The following is a 22308-nucleotide window of genomic DNA, read 5'->3' as shown; positions in this document are numbered from 1 at the left end:
GGTCACACTGACTGCACTCGATCGGCGATTCGGCGCGTTCCCGGGCCAGATTCGCCCGCTTTCGCGCCGAAGCAATGATCATGCCCGCGAAACCGGCCTCCGGTGGCCCCGCGCGCCGGAGCGAGACCGCCGACCGAGTCACGGCCAGCCCAGGCCCTCCTCGATCCGGCTCGCGAGCAGGTCGGACATCGACGTGCTGTAGGTGGCCGTGAGGTGGTTGTCGTCCATGTACACGAGGACGTTGCCGATCACCGGCGGGCAGCGTTCCGCGTCGCACACGGCGTCGGCGGTGTCGACGAACGTGACGTTCGGGGGGATGTCGGGCAGGTCGGCCCATGGCGGTGTGGGCGCGTAGATGTCCGCACGGTCCACGCCGCAGCCGCCGACGTCGTCGGGTCGGGTCTGCACGCAGTCGGGCACCGAGTGGTCGAACCGCGGGTTGTCGCGCAGCGCGATCACCGGGATGCCCTGCTCGTCGAGCCGGCGCCACCGCTCGACGAACCCGGCGGGGGTCTGCTCGGTCTGGCCGACGCGGGCGTCGCGGGTGGCGAGGGTGACGACGGCGTCCGGCTGCAGCGCGGTGATCTCGTCGGCGGCGGCGGCGTTCCAGGCCAGGCAGTCGGCCTCGTCGGGCACCACCTCGGACGCCGTGGAGAACGGGCACGCGCCGCGCACGATGGCGATGATCTGCCAGTTGTGCTGCTCCGCGATCGGCAGCAGCGCGCCGGTGAGCTGCTGGGCGTGCGAGTCGCCCACGACCACGATCCTGCGGTCGGGCGGCACGAGTTCCTGCGTGTCCTCGGCCACGCGCAACGGCTGGGCGCATGCGTCCATCGGGAAGCCGGTCATCGGCGTGCAGTCCCATCGCTCGATGCGTACCCAGTCCTCGGTGACCGCCACCGCGGAGGGCAGCAGCGGCGCGGGCGAGATCTCGTCGTCCGAGAGCAGCGCGTGGGCGCCCGGGTGGGCGTCGTCGCCGAGCACGGCCTCCGGGTCGACGCGGAGCACGGCGGCCACCTGCCAGGCGAGCGCCACGGTGAGGACGGCCGCGGTGCAGGCCACCGTGATCCGGGCCTGCCGGCGGGTGCCGCCGCGCCGGCGCGCGAGGGGCTTCTCGACGAACTCGTGGGTGCTCGCGGCGAGGACCGTGGCCACCCCGATGATCAGCGCGCCCGTGCCGAAGCCGACCGACTCCGCCCCGGTGCCCTGCAGGTACAGCACGAGCAGGGGCCAGTGCCACAGGTACAGCCCGTAGCTGATGTCGCCCAGGTAGCGGGCCGGGGCCGCGGTGAGGATCCGGTCGGCGGCCAGCGGCGCGCCGGTGCAGCCGGCCAGCAGCACGAGCGCCGCGCAGCCGGTGGGCCACAGCGCGGCGATGCCGGGGAAGGCCTGCGCGACCGGGATCAGCGCACCGCACGCCACCAGCCCGACCACGCCCGTCCAGCCGGCGGCCACGCGGGCCCGGAGCGAGAGGACGATCCGGTCGCCGTGCAGCGCGAGCAGCCCGCCGAGCGCGAACTCCCACAGCCGGGTCAGCGTGTGGAAGTACGCGAGCGGCTGGTTCGTGATCGTGAGGTCCACCGAGTAGACGAGGGACGCCGCGAACACCCCCAGCAGCACCATCGTCGCGGTGCGCCGGAGGGTGCCGGGCCGATCGATCAGGGCCACGTTGCGGCAGGCCAGCGCCACCACCGCGAACAGCAGCGGCCAGAGCAGGAACACCTGCATCTGCACCGACAGCGACCAGAAGTGCTGGGCCACGCTCTCGACGTTGTTGCGGGCGGCGTAGTCGACCGAGTCGGCCGCGAGCTGCCAGTTCTCCAGGAACAGGGCCGAGGCCACGATCTCGCGGACCGTCTGGCCCCAGCGGCCCTCCGGAAGGACGAGCACGGCGGCCACCGTGGTGACGACGAGCACCACCGCCGCGGCGGGCACGAGGCGCGAGACGGAGCGGGTCCACCGGCGCCGGACGTCGAGGTCGCCACGGCCGGCGGCGCGCAGCAACTGGCCCGTGAGCAGGAAGCCGGACACCAGGAAGAAGACGTCGACGCCGCCGGAGACCCGACCGACCCAGATGTGGTAGACGGCGACGAGGAGGACCGCGAGCGCACGTAGACCCTGCAGCTCCGGGCGGAACGCCGACGCAACACCCGGTCGCACGACCGGATGCCCACCCGGCTGCTCACGCGGTGTCATGCAGTCCTCCCCCTCCGCGATCGATCACTTGATTTTAGGAAGTCGCGAATCGCGATCTTCGCCCACGTCGGATCCTGACCGGATCTTGACCATTCGGGAGGGCGATTGGTTCTAGTCTGGGCGCCCGGGCCTCGAGCGTTTGGGGGGACGAGTGAGCCTGGACCTCGAGAGCGCCACCCGTCCCCGGGCGGGAAGCGCCACCCGGAGCGGCCTGCGGAAGCGGCTGCGGGTGCTCGCCACCGGCCCCACCACACCCGACCGGCTGCGCCGCGTCGGCGCCGTCCTCGTGCTGGGGTGCCTGCTCACCGGAGTGTTCAGCCTGGTCGACGGGGCCGCCCGCACGGACGCGGTCAGCGAGGGGGGCACCCGCATCGCCGCCGTGCACGCCGACGCCGCCGAGATGTACCGGTCGCTCGCCGACGCCGACGCGATGGCGACCAGCGGCTTCGTCTCCGGTGGGCAGGAGCCTGCCGAGCTGCGCGCCCGCTACGACCGCGACATCGCCGACACAACGGCCCGGCTGGTGCACACCGCCGGACTGCTGCCCGCCGACGATCCCGCGGCCCCGGCCCTCGCCACGATCTCGGCGCAGCTCCCGGTCTACACGGGCCTCGTGGAGTCCGCGCGCACCTACAACCGGCTCGGCTACCCGCTGGGGCAGTCGTACCTCGACAGCGCCTCCCGCCTGATGGCGCGCGAGATCCTGCCGGCGGCCGACGAGCTGCGCACGTTGCAGGCCGCAGCGCTCGACGGCGCCTTCGGCCGCGCCGGGAGCGCACCGGTCGCCGTGCTGCTCATCGGCATCGCCGCGCTCGCCGCAGTGATCGACGCCGCCGTGCGGGAACGCCGGCGCACCCAGCGCGTCCTGTCGGTGGGGCTGTCGGTTGCGGCGGCGGCCGTCGTGCTCGCGCTGCTGTGGTGGGTGGTCGCTACCTCGGTGGCGAGCGGCCGGCTCACCGATGCCCAACGGCACAGCGGGATCGCCGACACCCTCGACGACGCCAGGGCCGCCGTGCTGCAGGCGCGCAGCAACGAGAGCCTGGTGCTGGTTGCCCGGGGCGGCGGGGCCGCCGACACGGGCTTCACCACCGCGATCGACGGCGTCATCGGCACGGCGGCGGAGCCCGGCCTCCTCGCCGCCGCCACGGACGCGGCCGGTCCGGACACCGACGACCGGATCACCGCGGTCCGCACCGCCGTCGAGGAGTGGCGCACCGCCCACCGCAGCTTGCGCGAGCTCGACGACGGCGGGCTCTACCGGGAGGCCGTCGCGTCGGCCACCGGAGAGGACCCCGACGGTTCCGGTGTCGCGTTCGACCGGCTCGGCGCGGTGACCGGCGAGACGATCGACGCCGAGCGGGCGGCGTTCCGGGCCGAGTCGGACGCCGCGGCGGCCGCGTTCACCGGGCTCACGGTCGGTCCGGCGCTGCTGGCGCTGGTGGCGGCGGCCGCGGCCGCCGCCGGGATCGCGCAACGGGTGGAGGAGTACCGGTGAGGACCGTCGATGCCCGCAGGCCGGCCATCTACCTGGTGGTGGGGGCTGTGCTCGCGCTCGGCGGCGCCCTGTTGATCGGCCCGGCCGCCACCGGCGCGCCCGCCGGGCCCGCGCCCGCCCCGCAGGCCGACGCGCCCACGGCGCCCACCCCGGCCTGCACCGAGGTGCGCGAGAGCCTTCGCCCGCAGGGGCCGCTGCCCGCGCCCGGCGCGATGCCGGCCGGCTCGACGATGGCCGCGATCGCCGACCGGGGCCGGCTGATCGCAGGCGTGGACCAGGGCAAGTTCCTCACCGGGTACCGCGACTCGCTCACGGGCCGGCTCGAAGGATCCGACATCGACGTCGCCCGCCGGATCGCGGAGGCGATCTTCGGTGACCCGGAACGGGTGCAGTTCGTGGTGCTGAACATCGCCGACCGGGCCACCACGCTCGAGCGCGACCAGGTGGACGTGGTCGTCAACAACTTCACCGTCACCTGCGAGCGGCAGCGGCTGGTGGAGTTCTCGGCCCCCTACATGCCGGCCCTGCAGCGCCTGCTGGTGCCGAACGGCAGCGGGATCCGGGAGGTCGAGGACCTCCGCGGGCGCACCGTCTGCACCTCGCTCGGCTCCACCACGGAGATCGTGCTGCGCGATCTCGGGCTGCAGGTGGAGTCGCTCCCCGGCATCCCGGACTGCGTCCTGGAGATGCAGCGCGGCCGGGTCGCCGCGGTGTCGAGCGACGACGTGATCCTCGCCGGGCTCGCCGCGCAGGACCCCAACACCCGGGTGGTGGGCCGGGTACTGACCGCGGCCCGCTACGCGGTGGGCATGCGGCCCGACGAGCCCGACCTCGTCCGCTTCGTCAACGGGGTGCTCGAGGCCGCCCGCGCCGACGGCAGCCTCGCCGCCAGCAACCGGTTCTGGTACACGGGCCGGCTCGACCCGGTGCCGCCTCCCCCGCCGCCCGTCTACCGGGACTGATCCGGGCCCACGAGCGTGACCGTGGTCCAGGCACCCACCTTGACCACGGCCCCGTCCGCCAGCGGGACGGGCGTGTTCGGCGGGATCGGGTCCGGCCCGTCCCCCACGACCGTGCCGTTCGTGGAGTCGAGGTCCACCACGTCCCAGCCCCCGTCGGCGCGGCCGACGAGCAGTGCGTGCAGCGAGGACACGCCCGGGTCGACCGGGTGGGCGGAAAGGTCGATGTCCGGCTCGATGCCCTGCGACCGGCTGCGGCGCCCGAGCGACAGCTGCGGCCGGTCGAGCGCGAACCGGCGCTCCGTGCTGAACGCGGGGAACTGCAACGAGCCCGCATCCGGCCCCTGCCGGCTCACGACCTCCTCGAACCAGGCGCGGTCGGCGCGCACCACCGCCGTCCACGTCCCGCCGGTCGGCTGCGGGGCGGGCTGCGAATCCTCCGGCGCCGGGACGGCGGTGCCCTCCGGCGGCGGTCCCAGAGCGCTGTCGTACCCGCAGACCTCGCAGAAGCGGCCCTCACGCGCGGCCCCGCAGCTCGGGCAGCGTTCGGCCGGCGCGGGTGCGGCCGCAGCGGCGGGCGCGCCGTGCAGCCGCAGCCCGCAGACGTCGCAGTACTCGCCCGTGGCCGCGGAGTGGTCCTCGGTGCAGGTGGTCATCTACTCGCCCCGTACGCGTACGGTGCGGGTGGAGCGGGTGTCGAGGGTCATCTCGTCCACGTCGGCGACGGCCTTGCGCAGCCGGACGGTGCCCGACGGGGCGTCGACGACCTCCACCACCCGCTCCAGCAGCCGGGCGGTGCCGTCGTTGCCGGACGCGGCGGCGAGCGCGACCGCGCGCCCGAGCCGGGCGGTGGCCGTGGGCTCGTCACCCGCTTTCCGCGCGGCGAGGCCTTCCTGGATGGCCTCGGCGAGCTCGGCCTGCCCCGTGTAGTGGGCGACGCCGCGGCTGATCCGCGTGGACAGCGCGGTGTCCTCGGTCCAGATCGCCTTCACCAGGCCCTGCCCGAGCACCGTGTCCTCGGAGCCGTCTGATCCGGGCCGCACGACGCTCACCCGCCCGGCGAGCATCTCGTCGCCGACCGACCCGGCCGCGACGTCGATCGCGATGTGGTAGTCGCGCGACTCGGCACCCCAGGACCCGAGCGGGTAGTCGCCGCTCTGCCGGGCGGCGTCCGTGCGCCGGCCGGTCAGGTCCTCGACGGTGGGAGCCACCTGCTTGACGAACCGGATGTCCGCGCCCCGCGGAGTCCACAGGCGCAGGGAGATCTCGGCCATGCTCTTGCCCATGGCCTCCCCCATGATCGACTGGAAGTCGGCGGCGAGGTCGTCGGGGTCGGCCACGATGTCGACGGTGCCGAGCATCGCGGTGGCGATCGTGCGCAGCTCCTCGACCTGCCAGTCGGTGCCCACGCCGCGGCAGTCGCAGGTGAAGGCGCCGAGCGCGCCGTCGAGCGCGTTCGAGAAGTACTCGGGTGACTCGCCGTTCTGGCCGTCGGTGAGCAGGATGGCGTGCTTGATCGAGCCGGGGTGCGCGCGGGCGAGCGCGCCGACGTGCGTGAGCCAGTTCCCGATCCCGGTACCGCCGTCGGCGCGTAGCCGGTCGACGAGCCGGGTGGCCTCCCACCGCGTCACGTCGCCGGACACGACCGTGCCCGCCGCCGGGTAGACCTGCTTCGCGACGTGGCTACCGGCCACCACCGCGAACGACACACCGTCCCGCAGGGCGCCTATCGCCGCCACCGTGGCCTGCCGAGCGGCGTGGATCTTGCTCCCCGTCATCGACGTCGAGCAGTCGATCACGATCACCTCGAGCACGTCGGACGCCGGGGCCGGACCGGCCACACCCTCGCCCGCGGTGACCGTGACGATCGCGTCCACCCCGGTCGCATCCACCGGCAGGTAGCTGTTCTGGTCGACCTCGACGGTGAACAACTGCTCGTCGGTCATCCATTACCTCCTCGTACGGGTTCCGACGGGCACGGCGACCACCGTGATGTTGTCGCGCCCGCCCGCGTCCAGGGCGATGGCCGTGAGCACGCGGGCGACGGCCGCGGGCCCGCCGCGCGCGAGCGCGGGCAGCGCCGCCTCGGCCAGTTCCGCGGCACCCGGCAGGTAGTTCCACAGCCCGTCCGAGCACAGCAGGAGCAGGCCGGGACCGGCCGGGCGCAATGTGACGACATCCGGCTCGGGCTCGCCCCCGGCCCCGAGCCACCGCGTGATCGCGTGCGCACGCGGGTCGGCCATCGCCGCGTCCATGTCGAGCGCTCCCATCGCGACCATCTCCACCGCCCACGAGTGGTCCACGGTGAGCAGGCGCGCGGGCTCGGCCGCGTCCGGGCCGGCGAGCCAGTAGGCCCGGCTGTCGCCGACCCACCCGACCGTGATCGAGACGCCGTGCTCCGTGCCGGTTTCCGCGCCGTTCTCCGGGTCGTCGCCGGCGCCGGGCTGCACGACGGCCGCCACGAGCGTGCACGACGGCGGGTTCCGCATGTTCGGTTGCGCGACCGCTTCCACCGCAGCCGCGGCCTGCGCCACGGCTTCCTTCATGTCGGGCCCGCTCGGGTGCAACAAGCGGTCGAGCGCGGCGTCGGCCCCCGCCCGGGAGGCCAGCTCCGGCGAGTCCACCGTGGACACGCCGTCGCAGACGACGGCGGCCACGACCGCCCGCCCGCCGGGGGCGTCGAGCACCCCCACGGCCATCGCGTCCTCGTTGCGGGCGTGGGAGTGCCCCCGGTCGCTCACCCCGGCGAGCCGGCCGAGGTCGGCCTCGACGCGCTCGGTGCCGTCGGAGCGGCGCAACCCGCAGTTGCCGCAGTAGCCCTCCCCCGCCCCGTCGACGCCACCGGAGCCGTTCCCGTTGCCCGACCCGTTACCGCCGTTCGCGCCGCACCCGGGGCAGGGGCCCGCCGGCAACCGGGCGGCCCCGCCCCGGCGCAGCCACAGGTCCTGCCCGCAGTTCTCGCAGAAGCGGTGGTCCTCCACGGAATCCCCGCACCGGGGGCACGCGGCGACCGGTGGGCTCGTCTGTTCCGGCATCGGCTACACCCACGTCCGGGGGCGCACGGCGTTGGCCCGGTCGACCAGCACGACCCGTTGCGACGAGTCGGACGCCAGCCGGGCCGAGGCACGCAGGCTCGTCTCGAGGGCCAGCCGCAGCGACCGCTCGTCCCACGGGCACGTCAGGAGCGGCGCGCCACCCGCGCCGTTCGGGGCGAGCTCGACCGCCTGCTCGAACAGGCGGGCGCGCACCCGCTCCGCGGTGGCCTCGTCGAGGCGCAGTCCCTCCACCCGCGTGGCCGCCGCCCGCAGGTCCGCCTCGCCGGGACGGGTGCCGAAGCGGCCGGAGAGGATCACCTCGACCGCGGCGAGCTGGGCGACGACGAAAGCGCTGGACGCCTCCGGCACGGCGTCGAGCGCCCCGAGCGCACCTGTGCGGTCGCCTGCCCGCACCCGCACCCTGGCCAGCCCGAACGCGGCGTCGGCCACCCCCGGATCCGGCCGGGCCACCAGCGCGTAGTAGCGGCCCGCAGGCTCGTCCTGGCCCGCGCACTCCGACGCGGCGGCGAGCGCCAGCTTCGGCGCCGCCTCGCCGGGGAGCGTGGAGTACACGGTGTCGAACGCCGTGCACGCCGCATCGACCCGGCCCTCGACGAGCGCCGTGACACCCCGGAACCAGTCCAGCCGCCAGTCGTCCGCGTCCTCGGCGGCGAGCGCGTCGATGGCCTGCGTGGCCGCTTCCGCGTCGGACGCGTCGAGGTGGGCGCGCACGAGGGCGAGCTGCAGAGCCCGGCTGCCCTTCGGCGCCGCGGCGAGCACCCGCTCGACGTCCGCGGGGGTGGCGGGCGCCGAGGCGGCGAGCAGTCCGGCCGCCGGGTCGTCGCGGTCGACGAGCGGCACCGGCAGCATCGCGGCAACCCGCGCGGGATCGGGTCGACCCGGCTCGGCCGTATCGGTGCCGGTGTCCGCGAGCAGGCCGGGGGCGAACGTGCCACGCGGCGGCCCGAACACGGTGGAGACCGCGGGTGGCACCGGGCCGGACCCGTCGTCGACCCCCTCGGCGCGGTCGGTGGCCAGCACCTCGCGCAGCACGCCGCCGAGCTGGTCGGCCATCTCGTCGGCCGACCCGAACCGGCGCAGCGGGTCGGGGTCGGTGGCCCGCAGGAGCAGCCGGTGGAACGACTCGTGCCGCGCGAGCACCTCGTGCTCCGCCGGGTCCGGGATCGGGGTGGGCACGCCGCGGCGAGCGGGTGGCATCGCGAGGGCGAGCACGGCGAGCGTGCGGCCGACGGTGTGCACGTCCGAGGACACGGACGGGCCGTTGTCGACGACGTCGTCGGCGCCGATCTCCGGCGCCTGGTAGCCCTTCGTGCCGAAGACGTCGCTGGCCAGGTCGTCGAACCGGATCACGGCGCCCAGGTCGATCAGCTTGAGCTGCCGCTCGTACTGGATCACGTTCTCCGGCTTGAAGTCGCAGAACGCCAGGCCGCCCTCGTGCAGGTACCCGAGCGCCGGCAGCATCTCCAGCATGTACGCGATCGCGCGCGGCACCGGCATCGGGTCGAGCGTCCGGTCGGGGCGGCGGCGGTCGTCCATCAGCTCCTTGAGCGACGAGCCGCCGACATACTCCATGACGATGTACCCGACGGGGGTGCCGTCCTCGTCGGGGTGCTGCACGAAGTTGTGGATCGTGACGATGTTCGGGTGGTTCACCTGCGCGAGGAACCTGCGCTCCGCAACGGCCGCCGCCATGGCGTGCGCGTCGCCGGAGTCGAGGAGGCCCTTGAGCACCACCCAGCGGTTGTCGACGTTGAGGTCGGTGGCGAGGTAGATCCACCCGAGCCCGCCGTGGGCGAGGCAGCCCTGCACCTCGTACTGGCCGGCGACGACGGTGCCCTTGCCGAGCTTCGGGGTGAACGAGTACCGCGTGCCGTCGTGGGGGCAGAAGCCGTCGGGACGGCCGGTCCGGTCGCCCTTGGACCGGCCGACGGGCCGCTGGCAGGTGCTGCAGAAGCGCTTCTCCTCCGGCACCTGGGGGTCGGTGAGCAGGGCGTTCGCCGGGTCGACCCGGGGCACCGCGGGCACGTCGACGAGGCCGGCCCCGAGGCGGCTGCGCGCGGTGGTGGAGGTGCGGCCCGAGCCGCGGCGCGACGGGCGGCTGCCGCCGCTGGTGCTGGACCAGCCGCTCGGCCCGGTGAAAGCCGCGGTCGACGGCCCGGTCGACGGGGCCGTCGAGGACGAGACGGCCGGTTCGCTCGCGGTCGCCAGCCCGCACGTGTCGCAGTAGCCGCCGTCGATGGTGCCGTCGCAGCCGGGGCGCTCGCAGGCCTGCGGGCCGCTCGCGGCAGCCGGGGTGGGCTGCGCGGACGGCTGGGCCGCGGGTGTCGCCGCCAGCCCGCACGTGTCGCAGTAGCCACCGTCGATCGTGCCGTCGCAGCCGGGACGGCCACAGGCCTGGCCGGAGCTCATGCCGACCTCCCCGTGGAGCTGTCACCGGAGGCCAGGAGCTGCTGGTAGGACACCAGTGCGCGGGTGGCCGCGGCGAGATCGGCGGGGCGCGTCCAGAGCAGGCGGCGGACGTCGGTGTCGATCGCGAGGAGGTCCGGGCGTTCGGAGAGGCCGAGCCGGCCGGCCTTCGCCCGGTAGGCCTCGAACCGGCCGCGCAGCTCGGTGCGCCGTTCCAACAGGCCGTCGGCGAGCACATGGGCCGTGCGCACCTCCGCAGCCGCCACGTCCACCTCGGTCTCCAGGTCGGTGAGGGCCCGCGCACGCGCGGGCCATGTGCGGCGGCTCGGGAGGCGACCGTCGACCAACGCCCTCAGCACACCGCGCAGCGCAGCGGTGCGGTCCGGTGCGGGATCGAGCGGGGCGGTGACGACCAGCTCCTGGGCGCGCAGGCGCACCTGCTCGGCGGCGGAGCGGGCGGTCTCGATCTCGACGATCGCGGCGTCCACCCGGGCGAGGCGGTCGTCCCACCCGTCGCGCGCGGCGCCGGCCCGGTCGAGGTCGGCGGTGAGGGTGTCGACGCGCGCCCCGAGATCCGCGAGCGCGTCGTCCGGTGGGGCGTCGGCGAGCGCGAGCGGGTCGGTCGTGTACCTGGCCGTGAGCTCCTCGACCCGGGTGGTCAGCTCCCCCACGCGGGCGTCCTCCAGGTCGGCGGCCAGCTGCCGGGCACCTCGCAGGCTCTCGGCGAGCGGACCGATCGCGGCGAGGAACCTCTCGTGCAGGTCGTGGCTGGTGACGAACAGGTCGTGGACCCGGTCGAACGCCGCCTCCATCCGCTCGGCGAGCTCGCCGAGCGTGATGGTGTCGACGCGTTCGACGGCACCGGTGAGCCGCCGCTCGACCACGGAGCGCCCCACCTCGATGGACGGCTCGCGCAGCAGCCGGTGCAGTTCGGGGTCGTCCGCGCCGCGGGCGAGCGCGTCCCGGGCCGAGGCGACGACCCGCCGGTAGGTGTCGAAGTCCCGCCACAGGCCGGCGAGGTCGTCGCTCGCCCTCGCCCACTCCCGCTCCGTGCGGCCGGTCAACCGTCCCGCGGAGAGCAGCGCGTGCGCCGGATGCTGCTCCAGCTCGACCAGCGACGTCGCGATCCGCCCCTCGGCGGCGCTGCGCTGCGCCAGCTCCGCCTCGACCCCGCCGGTGGGCACCCGGCTACTTCCGCCCGTCATCCGCTGTCACGCCCCCCAGCCACACAGCACCCCATCGTGTCGGCAGGGTAGCGCGATCAGGACCGTCGGGGCATGGCGCTGAGCGACGGTTTGGCAACGGGCAGGCTGATCACCGGTTCTCGTCATCAGAAGATCGTCTGGCAAAGAAGGGCGTCCATGTTCTCGATCGGGTTCGTCGGGGCCGGGCAGTTCGCCGGCCGGTTCACCGAGCTGTTCCACAAGCACCCCGGGGTGAGCGCCGTGTACGCCACGGACGTGCTCCCGGAGCGGGCCGCCCTTCGAGGACGTGCTCGCGTCGGACGTCGACGCCGTCGCGATCTTCACGCAACGCTGGACCCACGGCCCGCTCGTGGTGGCGGCGCTCGAGGCGGGCAAGCACGTCTACTCCGCGGTGCCGATGGCGATCACCGCCGACGAGATCGGCGCGATCATCGAGGCCGTCCGCAAGACGGGGCTGACCTACATGATGGGCGAGACGGAGCTACTAGCACCCGGCCACGGTGTTCGCCCGCGGGAAGCTCGCCGAGGGCGCCTTCGGGCGGATCTTCTACACCGAGGGCGACGGCGAGCGCCTCCCGATCGCCGACTTCGGCGACCCGCCGGCCCACCCGAACCCGTGCCGCGGCCCGCCGGTCGCAGCCAGGCGGCGGCCGGCAAGGCGAGCAGCACGAGCACCGCTGCCCGGTGGGCGCGCAGCGCCGCCGGAGGCCGCTCTCATGATCAGGTGTGGCTGAGCGCCCTCGGGTGGGCGCTGCGGCGAATCTCGGACCGATCGTGACGAGTTGATCGTTCCGAGATCCCGCTCCGCGCCCTCCCGAGGACGGTCGCAAGCATGCGATCAATGGGAACCGCTATCCGAGCGCCAGGGTCCCGACTTCGCCGATCGCTGCCCCAGCCTCGTGATCAGGAGCTCCGGACGGGTGTGATGACCGAACCGACTGCGGCCACTAGACCTCGTCGAAGATCCGCCCCATGTCGGCCCACACGTCCCGCCGGTAGCGCCAGGTCCAGGCGGCCACGGCCAGGCCGGCGGCGGCGATCACGAGGCAGACCCACGGCACGATCGCGACCTGCAGCACGACGGGTGTGTCGGGCGCGGCGGGCACGAACGAGTAGTAGAGCCCGCCGACCACCGCGAGCGCCCCGACCAGCGCGGCGAGCACGCCCGTCACCGTGAACCACGGCTTGCCGGTGCGCCGGCCCTGCGCCGCGCCCGCGATCCCGAGCATCAGGTACACGGCCATGACCAGCGGCGTGCCGATGCCGGCGAGGAAGGTGAACAGGAAGATCCCACCGGTCTGCCCGCCCTCGATCCCGCCGGCCAGCGCGACCTGGCTCTCCTGGCTCGTGAGCAGGACGGACACGACGGCCAGCAGCACCCAGACGGCCAGGTCGAGCCCGATCGCGCGCCACGGCGTGCCCCACCGCGGGTGCAGCACGCCCAGCCAGGCGGGCAGCACCCGCTCGCGCCCCATCGCGAAGAGCACGCGCGAGACCGCGATGTGCACCCCGAGCGCGCAGAACAGGCTCGCCAGCGCCGCGCACGCCAGCACGACCGCGCCGACCGCCTCGTTCGGGGCGACTGCGGCGAGCCCCGCCACGGACGTCGGCCAGTCGGTGGCCGCCTGCTGCACCCCGAACCCGACCGCCGTCGCGTAGGTGATCACCAGGTAGAACAGCCCGGCCACGACGATCGACCCGATGATCGCCCGCGGGATCGCCCGCCGCGGGTCGCGCGTCTCCTCCGACAGCACGGCGCTCGCCTCGGCCCCGGTGAACGACAGCATCGCGAACGACAGCCCGAACAGCACCCCCGTCCACGAGACGCCGGCCGCGGACGGCCAGAACGCGGCGAGGTCGAGGCTGCGGCCCGGGTCGGCCACCGGCGTGGTCCCGTCGATGACGCTGACGGCGGGCGCCCCGACCGCGATGACGGCGACGGCCACGGCGAGCAGGGCGATCATCGTGACCAGCAGGATCGCCAGCTGGGTGCGAGTGGAGGCCTGGATGTCGAACAGGCTCATCAGCGCGATGACGACGAGCCCGGCCAGCGAGAACCAGTACCAGGCCGGGTCGGCGCCGGTGAGCAGCGCGACGAGGCTCGCCGTGAAGAACCCGAAGCCCCACAGCACCGCGCCGCCGAGCACCAGGAACGCCGCCGCGTAGCACCAGCCGCCGAGGAAGCCGAGCACCTTGCCGCCGCCGCGGGTGATGTAGGTGTACATCGACCCCGCCGAGGACAGCGAGCGCGCGAACATCGCCACCGTGCCGCCGACGGCGAGCATGGCGAGGGTGCCGAGCAGGTAGGCCAGCGGCGTCGCGCCGCCCGCCTTCGTCGACGCCAGGTAGGTGAGGAACGCCCCGGACATCGCCGGCGCGATCACCGACAGGCTCTGCGCGATGACGTCGCGCAGGCCGAGCGTGCGGTGGAAGCCGCCCGCGGTGGCCGCCGGCGTCGCGGCCGTGTCAGCCATCGCCCGGCCCCTCACCGTGGCAGTGCGCAGAACGGGACGGGGGCACGTCGAGAGCGGGGTTGCGGTCGAAGAACCCGACCGGCTTGAGCGTGAAGCCGGTGTGGTCGACGGGCATGACCGGCCAGTCCTCCGGCCGCGGGAAGTGGGTGGTGCCGAACGTGTGCCACACGACGACGTCCTCGCCGTCGATCTCCCGGTCGGCCCGCACCCACGCGGGCAGGCCCGCACCGCCCGGGTTCTGGTTGACGAAGTCGCCAGCCGGGTAGCGCTGCGCCGGGTCGTAGCGGGTGACCCACAGGTGGTTGGTGGCGAAGGTCGCCCGCGCGTGGATCGAGGAGCCCTCGTCGGCGAGCAGGGTGGCCCGGCCCTCCGGCACCAGGGCGTAGCCGACGTCCTGGCCGAGGGCGTTCTGCTTCTCCGGGTTGACGACGTGCCAGGTGCGCACGACGGACCCGTCCGCGCGCCGCCGCGCCTGCGACTCCCGGGTCAGGCGCGTGCGCCGCTGCCGGAACGCGTTGCCGTACGGGTTGCCCTCCCCCATCGGCATCCGCTCGGCCTCGGCCTCCACGACCGCGTTGCGCACGCCGTCGACGGTCATGTCGAGGCGCGCCGAGAACAGGTGCTGGTGGTACGGAGCGCCGAGGCCGGGCGCCACCTCGGTGGCGTGGTCGTTGCCGCCCTCGGGGTAGGCCGCGGTGAACACGATGCCGGTGGCCTTGACCTCGAGCTGGATGGTGCCGTCGAGGTAGAGGTACCAGTAGAAGCCGTAGTCGTAGTTGCCGATCGGCGTGAAGAACGAGATCACCAGGCGACGCTGGCGGCGCACCTCGCGCGAGCCGGTGAACATGTCGGAGTGCTTCCATGCCACACCGGTGTCCTCCTCGTGCACGCAGATCGCGTTGGTGATCGTCTTCGGCGTGCCGAGGTCGTCGGCGATCACGGCGTCGACGTAGTGGATGTCGCCGAGGCAGTCGCAGCCCAGCTGCAGCGAGTCGGCGTAGCGGGCGAACATGTACTCGCCGCAGTCGAAGTAGTTCTGCCAGAACCGGGTCGGCGCCGGGTCGGCGTAGGGCACCACCATCTCGGCGACCGAGGCGCGGTAGCAGATCGGCCGCCCGTCGAAGGCGATCTGGTGCAGGGTCAGGCCCTCGCGCTCGTTGAACCCGATGCGCAGGTCCCACTTCCCCCAGCGCACCCGGCCGTCCTCGACCGTGAAGCTGCGGCCGTCGGGCTGGGTGATCTCGATCGGCCGCAGCGAGTCGAGCGGCGGGCCCTGCACCTGCGGGTCGTCGAAGTTGCCGGAGGTCGCCGGGACCGGGGGCGCGTCGACGTCGATGATCCGGGTGACGCGCCGGTCGGTGAGGTCGACGTAGGCGACGAGCCCGTCGATCGGGTGCGCCCACGGGTGGTCGCGCTCGTGGTCCTGGCGGAACCCGAAGGAGCGCACGATCCGGTGGCCGATCTCCTCCGGGTGGTCGTACACGCCCGCCGAGAGCGGCACCGCTCGCACCGACGCCGGCTCGACGTCCCGTTTCGCCAAGGCGGCGAGCCAGCCCTCGTCGGCGTTCAGGATGTCCTCGATCAGCTCGAACTCGGCGTCGATGATCGGCGGCTGGCCGTCCACCGGCGGGTCGAGCTCGCGGGACGACACCACCGCACCGTTCGTCGCCGACACCACCGTGTCCCACGACCGGCCGGTCGCCAGGTCCAGCAGCACGGCCCGGAACCGGCGGTCGAGCGGTGCACCCTCGGCGTGGGCGAGCACCGCCGGCTTCGGTGGCTCCTCCGGGGCGAAGAACGCGAAGCGGACGGTGTCGGTGAGCAGGCCCGCGGCGACGAGGGTCTCCCGGACCCGGTCGACCTCCGCGCTCCTGGTCATCGCGAGCGGATGGGTTGCGGCCGTGGTCGCGGCACGCCGGTCCTCGACGGTGGTCATGCGGGTTCCTCCCTGCGTCATCGGCGAGAGCGTGATGAGGGACGGTCACCGCTGGACGACGCCGCCGTCAAAGGCGGGTCTCCGCAGCCGCGAAAGGTGGCTGTGATCGTCCTCACGTCATGAGAATCCCCGTCGCACGATTCTCATTCGAGCCGTTTCCGCCTGTCGCGGCCGCGGTCGCCGGGTTAGCGTCCGTCGGATCATCGGAGGTGAGCGATGCGGTACGGGGCACTGGCGGCGCTGCGGCACCGCTCGCCCGTGCACGGGCTCGACCGGCGCAACCTCCGCCCCCTCGAGGTGCTCGCGCAGTCGGTGTCCACGGCCGCGCCCGCCGCCGGGATGGCGACCATCCCGGCCATCGTGGCCACCACCGGCGGCACGGCGACGGTCTGGTCGTTCGTGCTCGCCACCGCGGTGGCGCTCGCCGTCGGGGCCTGCATCGCGACCTTCACCCGCCGGATGGCCGCGGCCGGCTCGCTGTACAGCCTCACGGCGAAGGGACTCGGACCCGCTGCGGCGTTCGCGTGCGGTGCCGCGCTGCTGGCCGGGTACGCCGTGCTCCTCATGGCGGTCCTCGCCGGGGCGGTGCTCTACGCCGGGGCGCTGTTGCGCCGGCTGGGGTGGATCCCGCCGCCCGCGGTGGGGGCCGCGGCCGTCGTGGTACTCGCCGTGCTCGCGGCCGGGCTCGTGCTGCGCGGTGTGCGGGTGTCGGCGCGGATCGTGCTCGCGGTCGAGGCCGTCTCCATCGGGCTGATGCTCGTGATCTTCGTCGTGCTGCTGGCCGGTCCCCCGGCGCCGCCCGCACCGGCCGGCGCCACTCCGGACTGGAGCATCGCGGGCGTCGTGGCCGGGGTGCTGCCCGCGATGGGCGCGTTCATCGGTTTCGAGGCCGCCACCACCCTCGGGGTGGAGGCGCGGCGGCCGTTCGTCACGGTCCCGCGGGCGGTGCTCGGTACGGCCGCGCTGGTGGGACTGCTGACCCTGCTCGCCGCCCACACGCAGGTCGTCGGCTTCGCGGGGGCGCTGGGCGGGCAGCCGGAGCCGGTCGTCACCCTCGCCGCGGCGCACGGCACGCCGTGGCTCGCCGTCCTGCTCGACCTCGGCATCGCCACCTCGTTCGTGGCGTGCACCCTCGCGACCACGAACGCGCTGGTCCGCGTGCTGTTCTCGATGGCACGCGACGGGATCGTGCCGCGCCGCATCGGGGCGACGCACCGCCGCTACCGCACCCCGCACGTCGCGATCGCCGTCGCGGTCCCCGTCGGCGCGGCGGTCCCGGCGGCACTGTTCCTGGCCGGGGTGCCCGGCCTGACGATGCTGCGCGAGCTGATCAGCGTCGCGACCGCGGGCTACCTCGTCGCCTACCTGCTCGTGGCGCTCGCCGCACCGCTGTTCCTGCGGCGGATCGGCGAGCTCACGGTCGCACCGCTGGTCGTCACCTCCGTCGCCGTGCCGGTGCTCGCCGGGGTCTGCTGCGCGTTCGTCATCTCGGAGCTCGGCGGCGTGGTCCCGATCGTGCTCGGCGCGCTCGTGCTCGCCGCGCTCGCCTGGTACGCGGTGCTGCGGCTCCGGCGGCCGCGCGAGCTCGCCGCGATCGGCGTGTACGACGAACCGTCGACGGCCGACGTGCATACGGGGCGCGCCGCGTGACCGGGATCGACCCGCTCCCGCTCTCGGGCCGCCAGCCCCGCGCGGTCCGCAGCGCGCTGGCCGTCCTCGAGGAGGTGGTCGCGGCGGGTCCCGGCGTCACCGCCAAGGAGATCTCGGCCGCGCTCAAGCTGCCGCAGGCCACCACATACCGGCTGCTCAACCTGCTCGTCGGCGAGGAGTACCTCGTGCGGCTGCCCGACCTGCGCGGGTTCGCCCTCGGCCGCCGGGCGGCGCGCCTCGCACTCCCCGTCGTCACCACCCCGCCGACGGCGGCCCGCGCGGTGGTGGAGCACCTGCGCGGGCTCGTCCGCTGGGGCGTGCACCTCGCGTCGTTCACCACCGGGCAGGTCACGCTCGTCGACACCGACCCCGACCACCCCCCGGCAGAGCCGACCCTCATCACCCGGTACCCGCACGCGTCGGCGCTCGGGAAGCTGCTGCTCGCCGACCAGCCCGACTGGCGGGCGGTGGCCCGCGACCTGCGCCGGTTCACCGAGCACACCGTCGTCGACGCCGGCGCCCTCGACCGGCAGCTCGCCACCGTGGCCACCACCGGCCTCGCCCGGCAGTGCGGTGAGCTGCGCCCCGACCGCGGCTGCCTCGCCGTACCCGTCCGCGGCCCGGGCACCGGCGAGATCGTCGCCGGGCTGGCGCTGGCCGGGCCGCCGCAGCGCGTCGCGGAGCCGAACGACGAGCTCGTCGCCCTTCTGCGCGAGCACGCCGAGCGCCTCTCCCCCCTGCTCGCCTGAACTGAGGGTCCTCCCCGTCACACACCAACATGCGCGCTCGCACACCAACTGCAGTTCATGTGTGAGCACCAATCTTGGTGTGTGGCTGCCCGGGCGCACCCGGGGCGCGCGCCTGTCTGTCCTCTCACCTCCGCGTGACTCCGCAGGCCGCGGGCAGGAGCATGGAGCCACGTGACCGCCGCCCGCCCCCGCTCCCTCCCCGCGTCCGACTCCCCCGCGGTGCCGGCGGCGCTCCTGATCACCGCGATCCTGCTCCTGGCGCTCAACCTGCGCGGGCCGCTCGTGGCCGTCTCCGCGGTGGTCGACCCGATCCGCGCCGACCTCGGGATCGACGCCGCCACCGCCGGGCTCCTCACGAGCCTCCCGGTCCTCTGCTTCGGGCTCGCCACCCCGCTGGCCTCGGCGCTGCTCGCCCGGCTGGGGCTCGCCCGGGGCGTGCTCGTCTCCCTGGGCGTCCTGCTCGTCGGGATCGTGGTCCGCTCCCTCGACGGCCTGCCGGCCGCGATCGCCGGCACGGTGCTGCTCGGCCTGGCGATCACGGCCGGCAACGTGGCGATCCCGGTGGTCATCGGGCGGGACCTGCCCCGGCACGCGGGCGCGGTCCTCGGGGCGTACACCGCGGCGCTCAACGTCGGGTCGATGCTCACGCTGTCGCTGACCGTGCCGATCGCGGCCGCCACCGGCTGGCGCTTCGCGCTGGCGAGCTGGGGGGTGCTGGTCGTCGGCTCCGCCGCCGTCTGGTGGTGGGCGACCCGGCACCCCGAACCGGAACCGGCACCCGCGCCCGCCCCGGACACGCCGGACGCGCCGGACGCGCCGGACCACCCGGCCTGGTGGCGCCGCCCGATCGCGTGGGTGCTGACCACGGCGTTCGCCGGGCAGGCCTTCGCCTACTACGGCATGACGGCCTGGCTCCCCCAGATCCTGCGGGACGAGCTCGGGATGCCCGCCGCCACCGCGGGCGCTGCGGCGTCGGTCTTCCAGATCGCCGCGCTCACCGGGGCGTTCGGCGTGCCGGTGCTGCTGCGCTGCACCGGGCCCTTCACCACCGTCCTCGTCGTGTGCGCGGCGTGGACGGCCGTCCCGCTCGGCTTCGTCCTCGCGCCGCAGCTGTGGACGGTCTGGTGCGTCGTCGGCGGGTTCGCCCAGGCCGGCGGGCTGGTCGCGATCTTCTCGTTGATCGTGCGGGTGGCCCGCGACGCCGCGGAGAGCCGGCACTTCTCCGCGCTCGTGCAGGGCGGCGGGTACACGGTGGCCGGGGCCGCGCCGCCGGTGCTGGGCGCCGTCCACGCCGCCACCGGCGGCTGGACGGCACCGCTCATGGTGGTGCTCGCCGCGGTCGTGGTGCTCGCCGTGGCCGGCGGCAGCACCGGCGGCCGGTGGGCTACCCGGCCCGGCCCCGGCTGACCGTCTCCAGCGCGGTGCGCACGTCCTCGCGGATCTCCGCCGGCATGCGGCCGAGCGCATCGACCAGCGACATGTGCGGCAGCCACCGGGTCTGGTCGAGGAGCTCCTGCACCTTCGCCTCGTCCCGCCCGCGGACGGCCCCGAGGAGCGCGTCGTACGCCGCCCGGTCGTCGATCACGTCGGCGAGCGGCGTCTCCAGCGTGACGGGCCCGCGGCCGTTGCCCGGCGCCGGGTTCGGCACCTCCCAGCTGTGGGTGCCCGAGCCGACGACGACCGGCTCGGCGCCGCCGGGCAGCCGCACCGTGGCGGTGGTGTTGGCGGGCACCACGACGTCGACGACGATCGTGTCCCCCTGCCGCTCCCAGCCCACGGACGCGCGCCCGTACGGCGTCTCGTGCGCGGTGCGCGCCCGGTCCAGGCCGGGCAGCGGGTGCGGGGCGACGTCGAGCTCGCGGTAGCCGGGCGCGGCCGGCGCGAGGCCGGCGACCACACGGTGCAGCCAGTCGGCGATGGCCCCGAAGGCGTAGTGGTTGAACGAGGTCATCTGGCCGGGGTTCACGGTGCCGTCCGGGAGCATGCTGTCCCAGCGCTCCCAGACCGTGGTGGCGCCCATCGTCACCGGGTAGAGCCAGGACGGGCACTGCGTCTGCAGCAGCATCCGGGCGGCGGCGTCCAGGTGGCCGCTGCCGGTGAGCGCGTCCTGCACGATCGGGGTGCCGACGAACCCCGTGGCCACGCGGTAGCCGGCCACCCGCACGAGCTCGGCGAGGCGCTCACCCAGCACGCGGCGCTCCCCCGGCTCGGTGACGATGCCGAACACCAGCGCCATCGCGTAGGCGGTCTGGGTGTCGGACATCATCCGCCCGGCCGGGGTGACGTACTCGCGGACGAACGCGGCCCGCACGTCCTCGGCCAGCTTCCGGTAGTGCGCGGCGTCGTCGTCGCGGCCCAGCAGGCCGGCGGCCCGGGCGAGCAGGTCGGTGGAGCGGTGAAGGTGCGCGCTCGCCACGAGGTCGCGGTCGGTGGTGGCGTCACCGGGGCGGTCCGGCGGGGCCGCCGGGTCGAGCCAGTCCCCGAACTGGAACCGGCCCTCCCACAGCAGCCGGGGACCCGCCAGCGCGAGCAGCACCTCCACCCAGTCGTGCATGCTGTCGTACTGGGCGGCCAGTACACCGCGGTCGCCGAAACGCTCGTACAGCACGTGCGGGATCACGGTGGCGGCGTCACCCCACGCCGCGGCCGGCGTGGCGGCCCGCTCGAGGACGTTCGGGACGATGAACGGCACCACCCCGCCGTGGCGCCGCTGCTCCAGCGCGAGGTCGGTGAGCCATGAGGTGAGGAATCCGTCGCAGTCGAACAGGTACGTGGCGGTGGGCGAGAAGACCTGGATGTCGCCGGTCCAGCCGAGCCGCTCGTCGCGCTGCGGGCAGTCGGTGGGGACGTGCAGGAAGTTGCCCCGCATCCCCCACACCACGTTGTCGTGCAACCGGTTGACCAGGTCGGACGAGCACTCGAACCACCCGGTCCGGCGCATGTCGGTGTGCACGACGACCGCGACGACGTCCGCCGGGTCGAGGTCGCCCGGCCAGCCCTCGACCTGCACGTAGCGGAACCCGTGGAACGTCGAGCGCGGCTCCCAGGTCTCCGGGCCGCCGCCGGCGAGGGTGTAGCGGTCGGTGGCCTCGGCCCGGCGCAGCGGCCGGGTGCACAGCTCCCCGTGCTCGAGGACCTCGGCGTGGCGCAGCACCACCTCCTGGCCGCGCTCGCCGGTCACCGTGATCCGCAGCCACCCGACGACGTTCTGCCCGAAGTCGAGGACGGTGGCCCCGCTCGGGGTCGTCAGCACCTCCCGGACCGCCACCTCCTCGGTGCGCCGGGCCGCCGGCGAGTTGCGGGCCTCGGGCACGACGCCCGTCTCGTCCACCCGCACCGGCGCCCACCCGGAGTCGTCGAACCCGGGCGCGGACCAGCCGGGCAGCGCGCGCCGGGCGTCGAACGACTCCCCCCCGTAGATGCCGCCCGCGGTGAGCGGGCCCTCGGCCGTGGCGCGCCAGTCCGGGCCGCTCGCCACGGTGGCGGTCCGCCCGTCGGCGTACTCGATCACGAGCTGGACGGCCACCGCCGGCTGCGGCCCGTAGTGCAGCTCCGCGTTCCGGAAGCCGAACCGCTCCGTGTACCACCCGCCCGAGAGCCACACACCCACCGCGTTCGCGCCGTCGGCGAGCAGCGCCGTGACGTCGGTGGTCTCGTGCAGCAACCGCTGCTCGTACGGTGTCCAGCCGGGTTTGAGCACCTCGTCGTCCACCTCGCGGCCGTTGACCTCGACCTGGTAGACGCCGTGCGCCGTGGCGTGGAGGGTGGCACGGCGCACCGGGCCGTCGACGGTGAAACCGGTCCTCAGGAGCGCGGGCTGCGCGTGCCCCGCCGGCTCGTCGAGACCGACCAGCTCCGCCACCCAGCCGCCGTCGGGCAGGAACCCGGCCACGATCTCGTGTGGCTCGCTCCACTCCGACGTCGCGCCGTCGGCACCCGTGACCCGGACCCGCACGGTGTGCGCACCGCCGGCCCCGAGAGGGGCGAAGGGCCACTCGACCAGCACCGAGTCGCGCCCGTCGAGCCGCACGGTGGCGCCGCCGTCCAGGTCGATCTCGGCGCCGGCCTGGAGCCATCCGGGCGCGTCGGACTCGGTCACCCAGGACAGGCGGGGGCGGGCGGTGGCGACGGTGGTCCGATCGGTGGCGTACTCGGCGGTGACACGGACGACGGACGGCACGG

General features: G+C 74.6%; 15 protein-coding genes. 6 read left to right on the top strand and 9 right to left on the bottom strand.

The window, feature by feature from the left end:
* Positions 1-138: 138 nt before the first annotated feature.
* Positions 139-2196: an acyltransferase family protein gene (locus ACU436_RS13315; RefSeq protein WP_459025002.1), complete on the bottom strand. Its 2058-nt coding sequence runs from the start codon at positions 2194-2196 to the stop codon at positions 139-141.
* 151 nt (positions 2197-2347) lie between these two features.
* Between ACU436_RS13315 and ACU436_RS13310 the strand changes: the two genes are divergently transcribed.
* Together ACU436_RS13310 and ACU436_RS13305 are read left to right on the top strand one after the other, a co-directional pair.
* On the top strand, positions 2348-3691 hold the full coding sequence (locus ACU436_RS13310; RefSeq protein WP_459025001.1) for a hypothetical protein: 1344 nt from the start codon (positions 2348-2350) through the stop codon (positions 3689-3691).
* The gene (locus ACU436_RS13305; RefSeq protein WP_459024999.1) at positions 3688-4653 is read left to right on the top strand and encodes a glutamate ABC transporter substrate-binding protein; all 966 of its coding nucleotides are present in this window, start codon (positions 3688-3690) and stop codon (positions 4651-4653) included. Before ACU436_RS13310 ends, ACU436_RS13305 begins: the two co-directional genes overlap by 4 nt.
* On the opposite strand, the gene ACU436_RS13300 is transcribed toward ACU436_RS13305, so the two are convergent.
* The 5 genes from ACU436_RS13300 to ACU436_RS13280 are packed head-to-tail and all read right to left on the bottom strand — an operon-like array spanning position 4641 to position 11317.
* Entirely contained in the window at positions 4641-5306 is a 666-nt protein-coding gene (locus ACU436_RS13300; protein ID WP_459024997.1) for an FHA domain-containing protein, read from the bottom strand. The genes ACU436_RS13305 and ACU436_RS13300 overlap by 13 nt on opposite strands.
* A complete protein-coding gene (locus tag ACU436_RS13295) occupies positions 5307-6596 on the bottom strand; it encodes a vWA domain-containing protein (protein ID WP_459024995.1) in 1290 nt (429 codons plus the stop codon). It abuts the gene before it with no gap.
* A 3-nt stretch (positions 6597-6599) separates the two neighbouring features.
* Complete coding sequence (locus ACU436_RS13290; protein ID WP_459024993.1) at positions 6600-7631, bottom strand: PP2C family protein-serine/threonine phosphatase; 1032 nt, start codon at positions 7629-7631, stop codon at positions 6600-6602.
* Between the two features lie 57 nt (positions 7632-7688).
* On the bottom strand, positions 7689-10115 hold the full coding sequence (locus tag ACU436_RS13285; RefSeq protein ID WP_459024992.1) for a serine/threonine-protein kinase: 2427 nt from the start codon (positions 10113-10115) through the stop codon (positions 7689-7691).
* On the bottom strand, positions 10112-11317 hold the full coding sequence (locus ACU436_RS13280) for a hypothetical protein (protein WP_459024990.1): 1206 nt from the start codon (positions 11315-11317) through the stop codon (positions 10112-10114). Before ACU436_RS13280 ends, ACU436_RS13285 begins: the two co-directional genes overlap by 4 nt.
* Positions 11318-11603: 286 nt before the next feature.
* Between ACU436_RS13280 and ACU436_RS13275 the strand changes: the two genes are divergently transcribed.
* Positions 11604-12095, top strand: coding sequence for a Gfo/Idh/MocA family oxidoreductase (locus tag ACU436_RS13275; protein WP_459024989.1), 492 nt, complete (start codon positions 11604-11606; stop codon positions 12093-12095).
* A 169-nt stretch (positions 12096-12264) separates the two neighbouring features.
* Here ACU436_RS13275 and ACU436_RS13270 read toward each other — a convergent pair whose 3' ends face one another.
* Positions 12265-13791, bottom strand: a complete 1527-nt coding sequence (locus ACU436_RS13270) for an APC family permease (protein ID WP_459024988.1) — start codon at positions 13789-13791, stop codon at positions 12265-12267.
* The gene (locus ACU436_RS13265; protein ID WP_459024987.1) at positions 13784-15727 is read right to left on the bottom strand and encodes a primary-amine oxidase; all 1944 of its coding nucleotides are present in this window, start codon (positions 15725-15727) and stop codon (positions 13784-13786) included. Before ACU436_RS13265 ends, ACU436_RS13270 begins: the two co-directional genes overlap by 8 nt.
* Before the next feature lie 216 nt (positions 15728-15943).
* On the opposite strand from ACU436_RS13265, the gene ACU436_RS13260 reads away from it, so the two are divergent.
* From ACU436_RS13260 to ACU436_RS13250, 3 genes are all read left to right on the top strand, one after another.
* Positions 15944-17377 (top strand): APC family permease, encoded by a 1434-nt coding sequence (locus ACU436_RS13260; RefSeq protein ID WP_459024985.1) that lies wholly within the window; start codon positions 15944-15946, stop codon positions 17375-17377.
* A complete protein-coding gene (locus tag ACU436_RS13255; RefSeq protein WP_459024983.1) occupies positions 17374-18126 on the top strand; it encodes an IclR family transcriptional regulator in 753 nt (250 codons plus the stop codon). The genes ACU436_RS13260 and ACU436_RS13255 overlap by 4 nt, the downstream gene beginning before the upstream one ends.
* A gap of 171 nt (positions 18127-18297) precedes the next feature.
* Positions 18298-19533, top strand: coding sequence for an MFS transporter (locus ACU436_RS13250; RefSeq protein ID WP_459024981.1), 1236 nt, complete (start codon positions 18298-18300; stop codon positions 19531-19533).
* On the opposite strand, the gene ACU436_RS13245 is transcribed toward ACU436_RS13250, so the two are convergent.
* Positions 19511-22306: a family 78 glycoside hydrolase catalytic domain gene (locus tag ACU436_RS13245; protein ID WP_459024979.1), complete on the bottom strand. Its 2796-nt coding sequence runs from the start codon at positions 22304-22306 to the stop codon at positions 19511-19513. The two genes, ACU436_RS13250 and ACU436_RS13245, sit on opposite strands and share 23 nt — an antisense overlap.
* Positions 22307-22308: the final 2 nt, after the last annotated feature.

The organism is Pseudonocardia wallangbongensis, assembly GCF_054486945.1.
The sequence above is the reverse complement of the archived record's forward strand: the minus strand, read 5'-3'. Positions and strand labels throughout refer to the sequence as shown.

Excerpts from the sequence above, each read along its gene's own strand:
- ACU436_RS13315 (WP_459025002.1), bottom strand. The coding sequence starts at position 2,196 with ATGACACCGCGTGAGCAGCCGGGTGGGCATCCGGTCGTGCGACCGGGT.
- ACU436_RS13300 (WP_459024997.1), bottom strand. The coding sequence starts at position 5,306 with ATGACCACCTGCACCGAGGACCACTCCGCGGCCACGGGCGAGTACTGC.
- ACU436_RS13295 (WP_459024995.1), bottom strand. The coding sequence starts at position 6,596 with ATGACCGACGAGCAGTTGTTCACCGTCGAGGTCGACCAGAACAGCTAC.
- ACU436_RS13285 (WP_459024992.1), bottom strand. The coding sequence starts at position 10,115 with ATGAGCTCCGGCCAGGCCTGTGGCCGTCCCGGCTGCGACGGCACGATC.
- ACU436_RS13280 (WP_459024990.1), bottom strand. The coding sequence starts at position 11,317 with ATGACGGGCGGAAGTAGCCGGGTGCCCACCGGCGGGGTCGAGGCGGAG.
- ACU436_RS13270 (WP_459024988.1), bottom strand. The coding sequence starts at position 13,791 with ATGGCTGACACGGCCGCGACGCCGGCGGCCACCGCGGGCGGCTTCCAC.
- ACU436_RS13265 (WP_459024987.1), bottom strand. The coding sequence starts at position 15,727 with ATGACCACCGTCGAGGACCGGCGTGCCGCGACCACGGCCGCAACCCAT.
- ACU436_RS13260 (WP_459024985.1), top strand. The coding sequence starts at position 15,944 with ATGCGGTACGGGGCACTGGCGGCGCTGCGGCACCGCTCGCCCGTGCAC.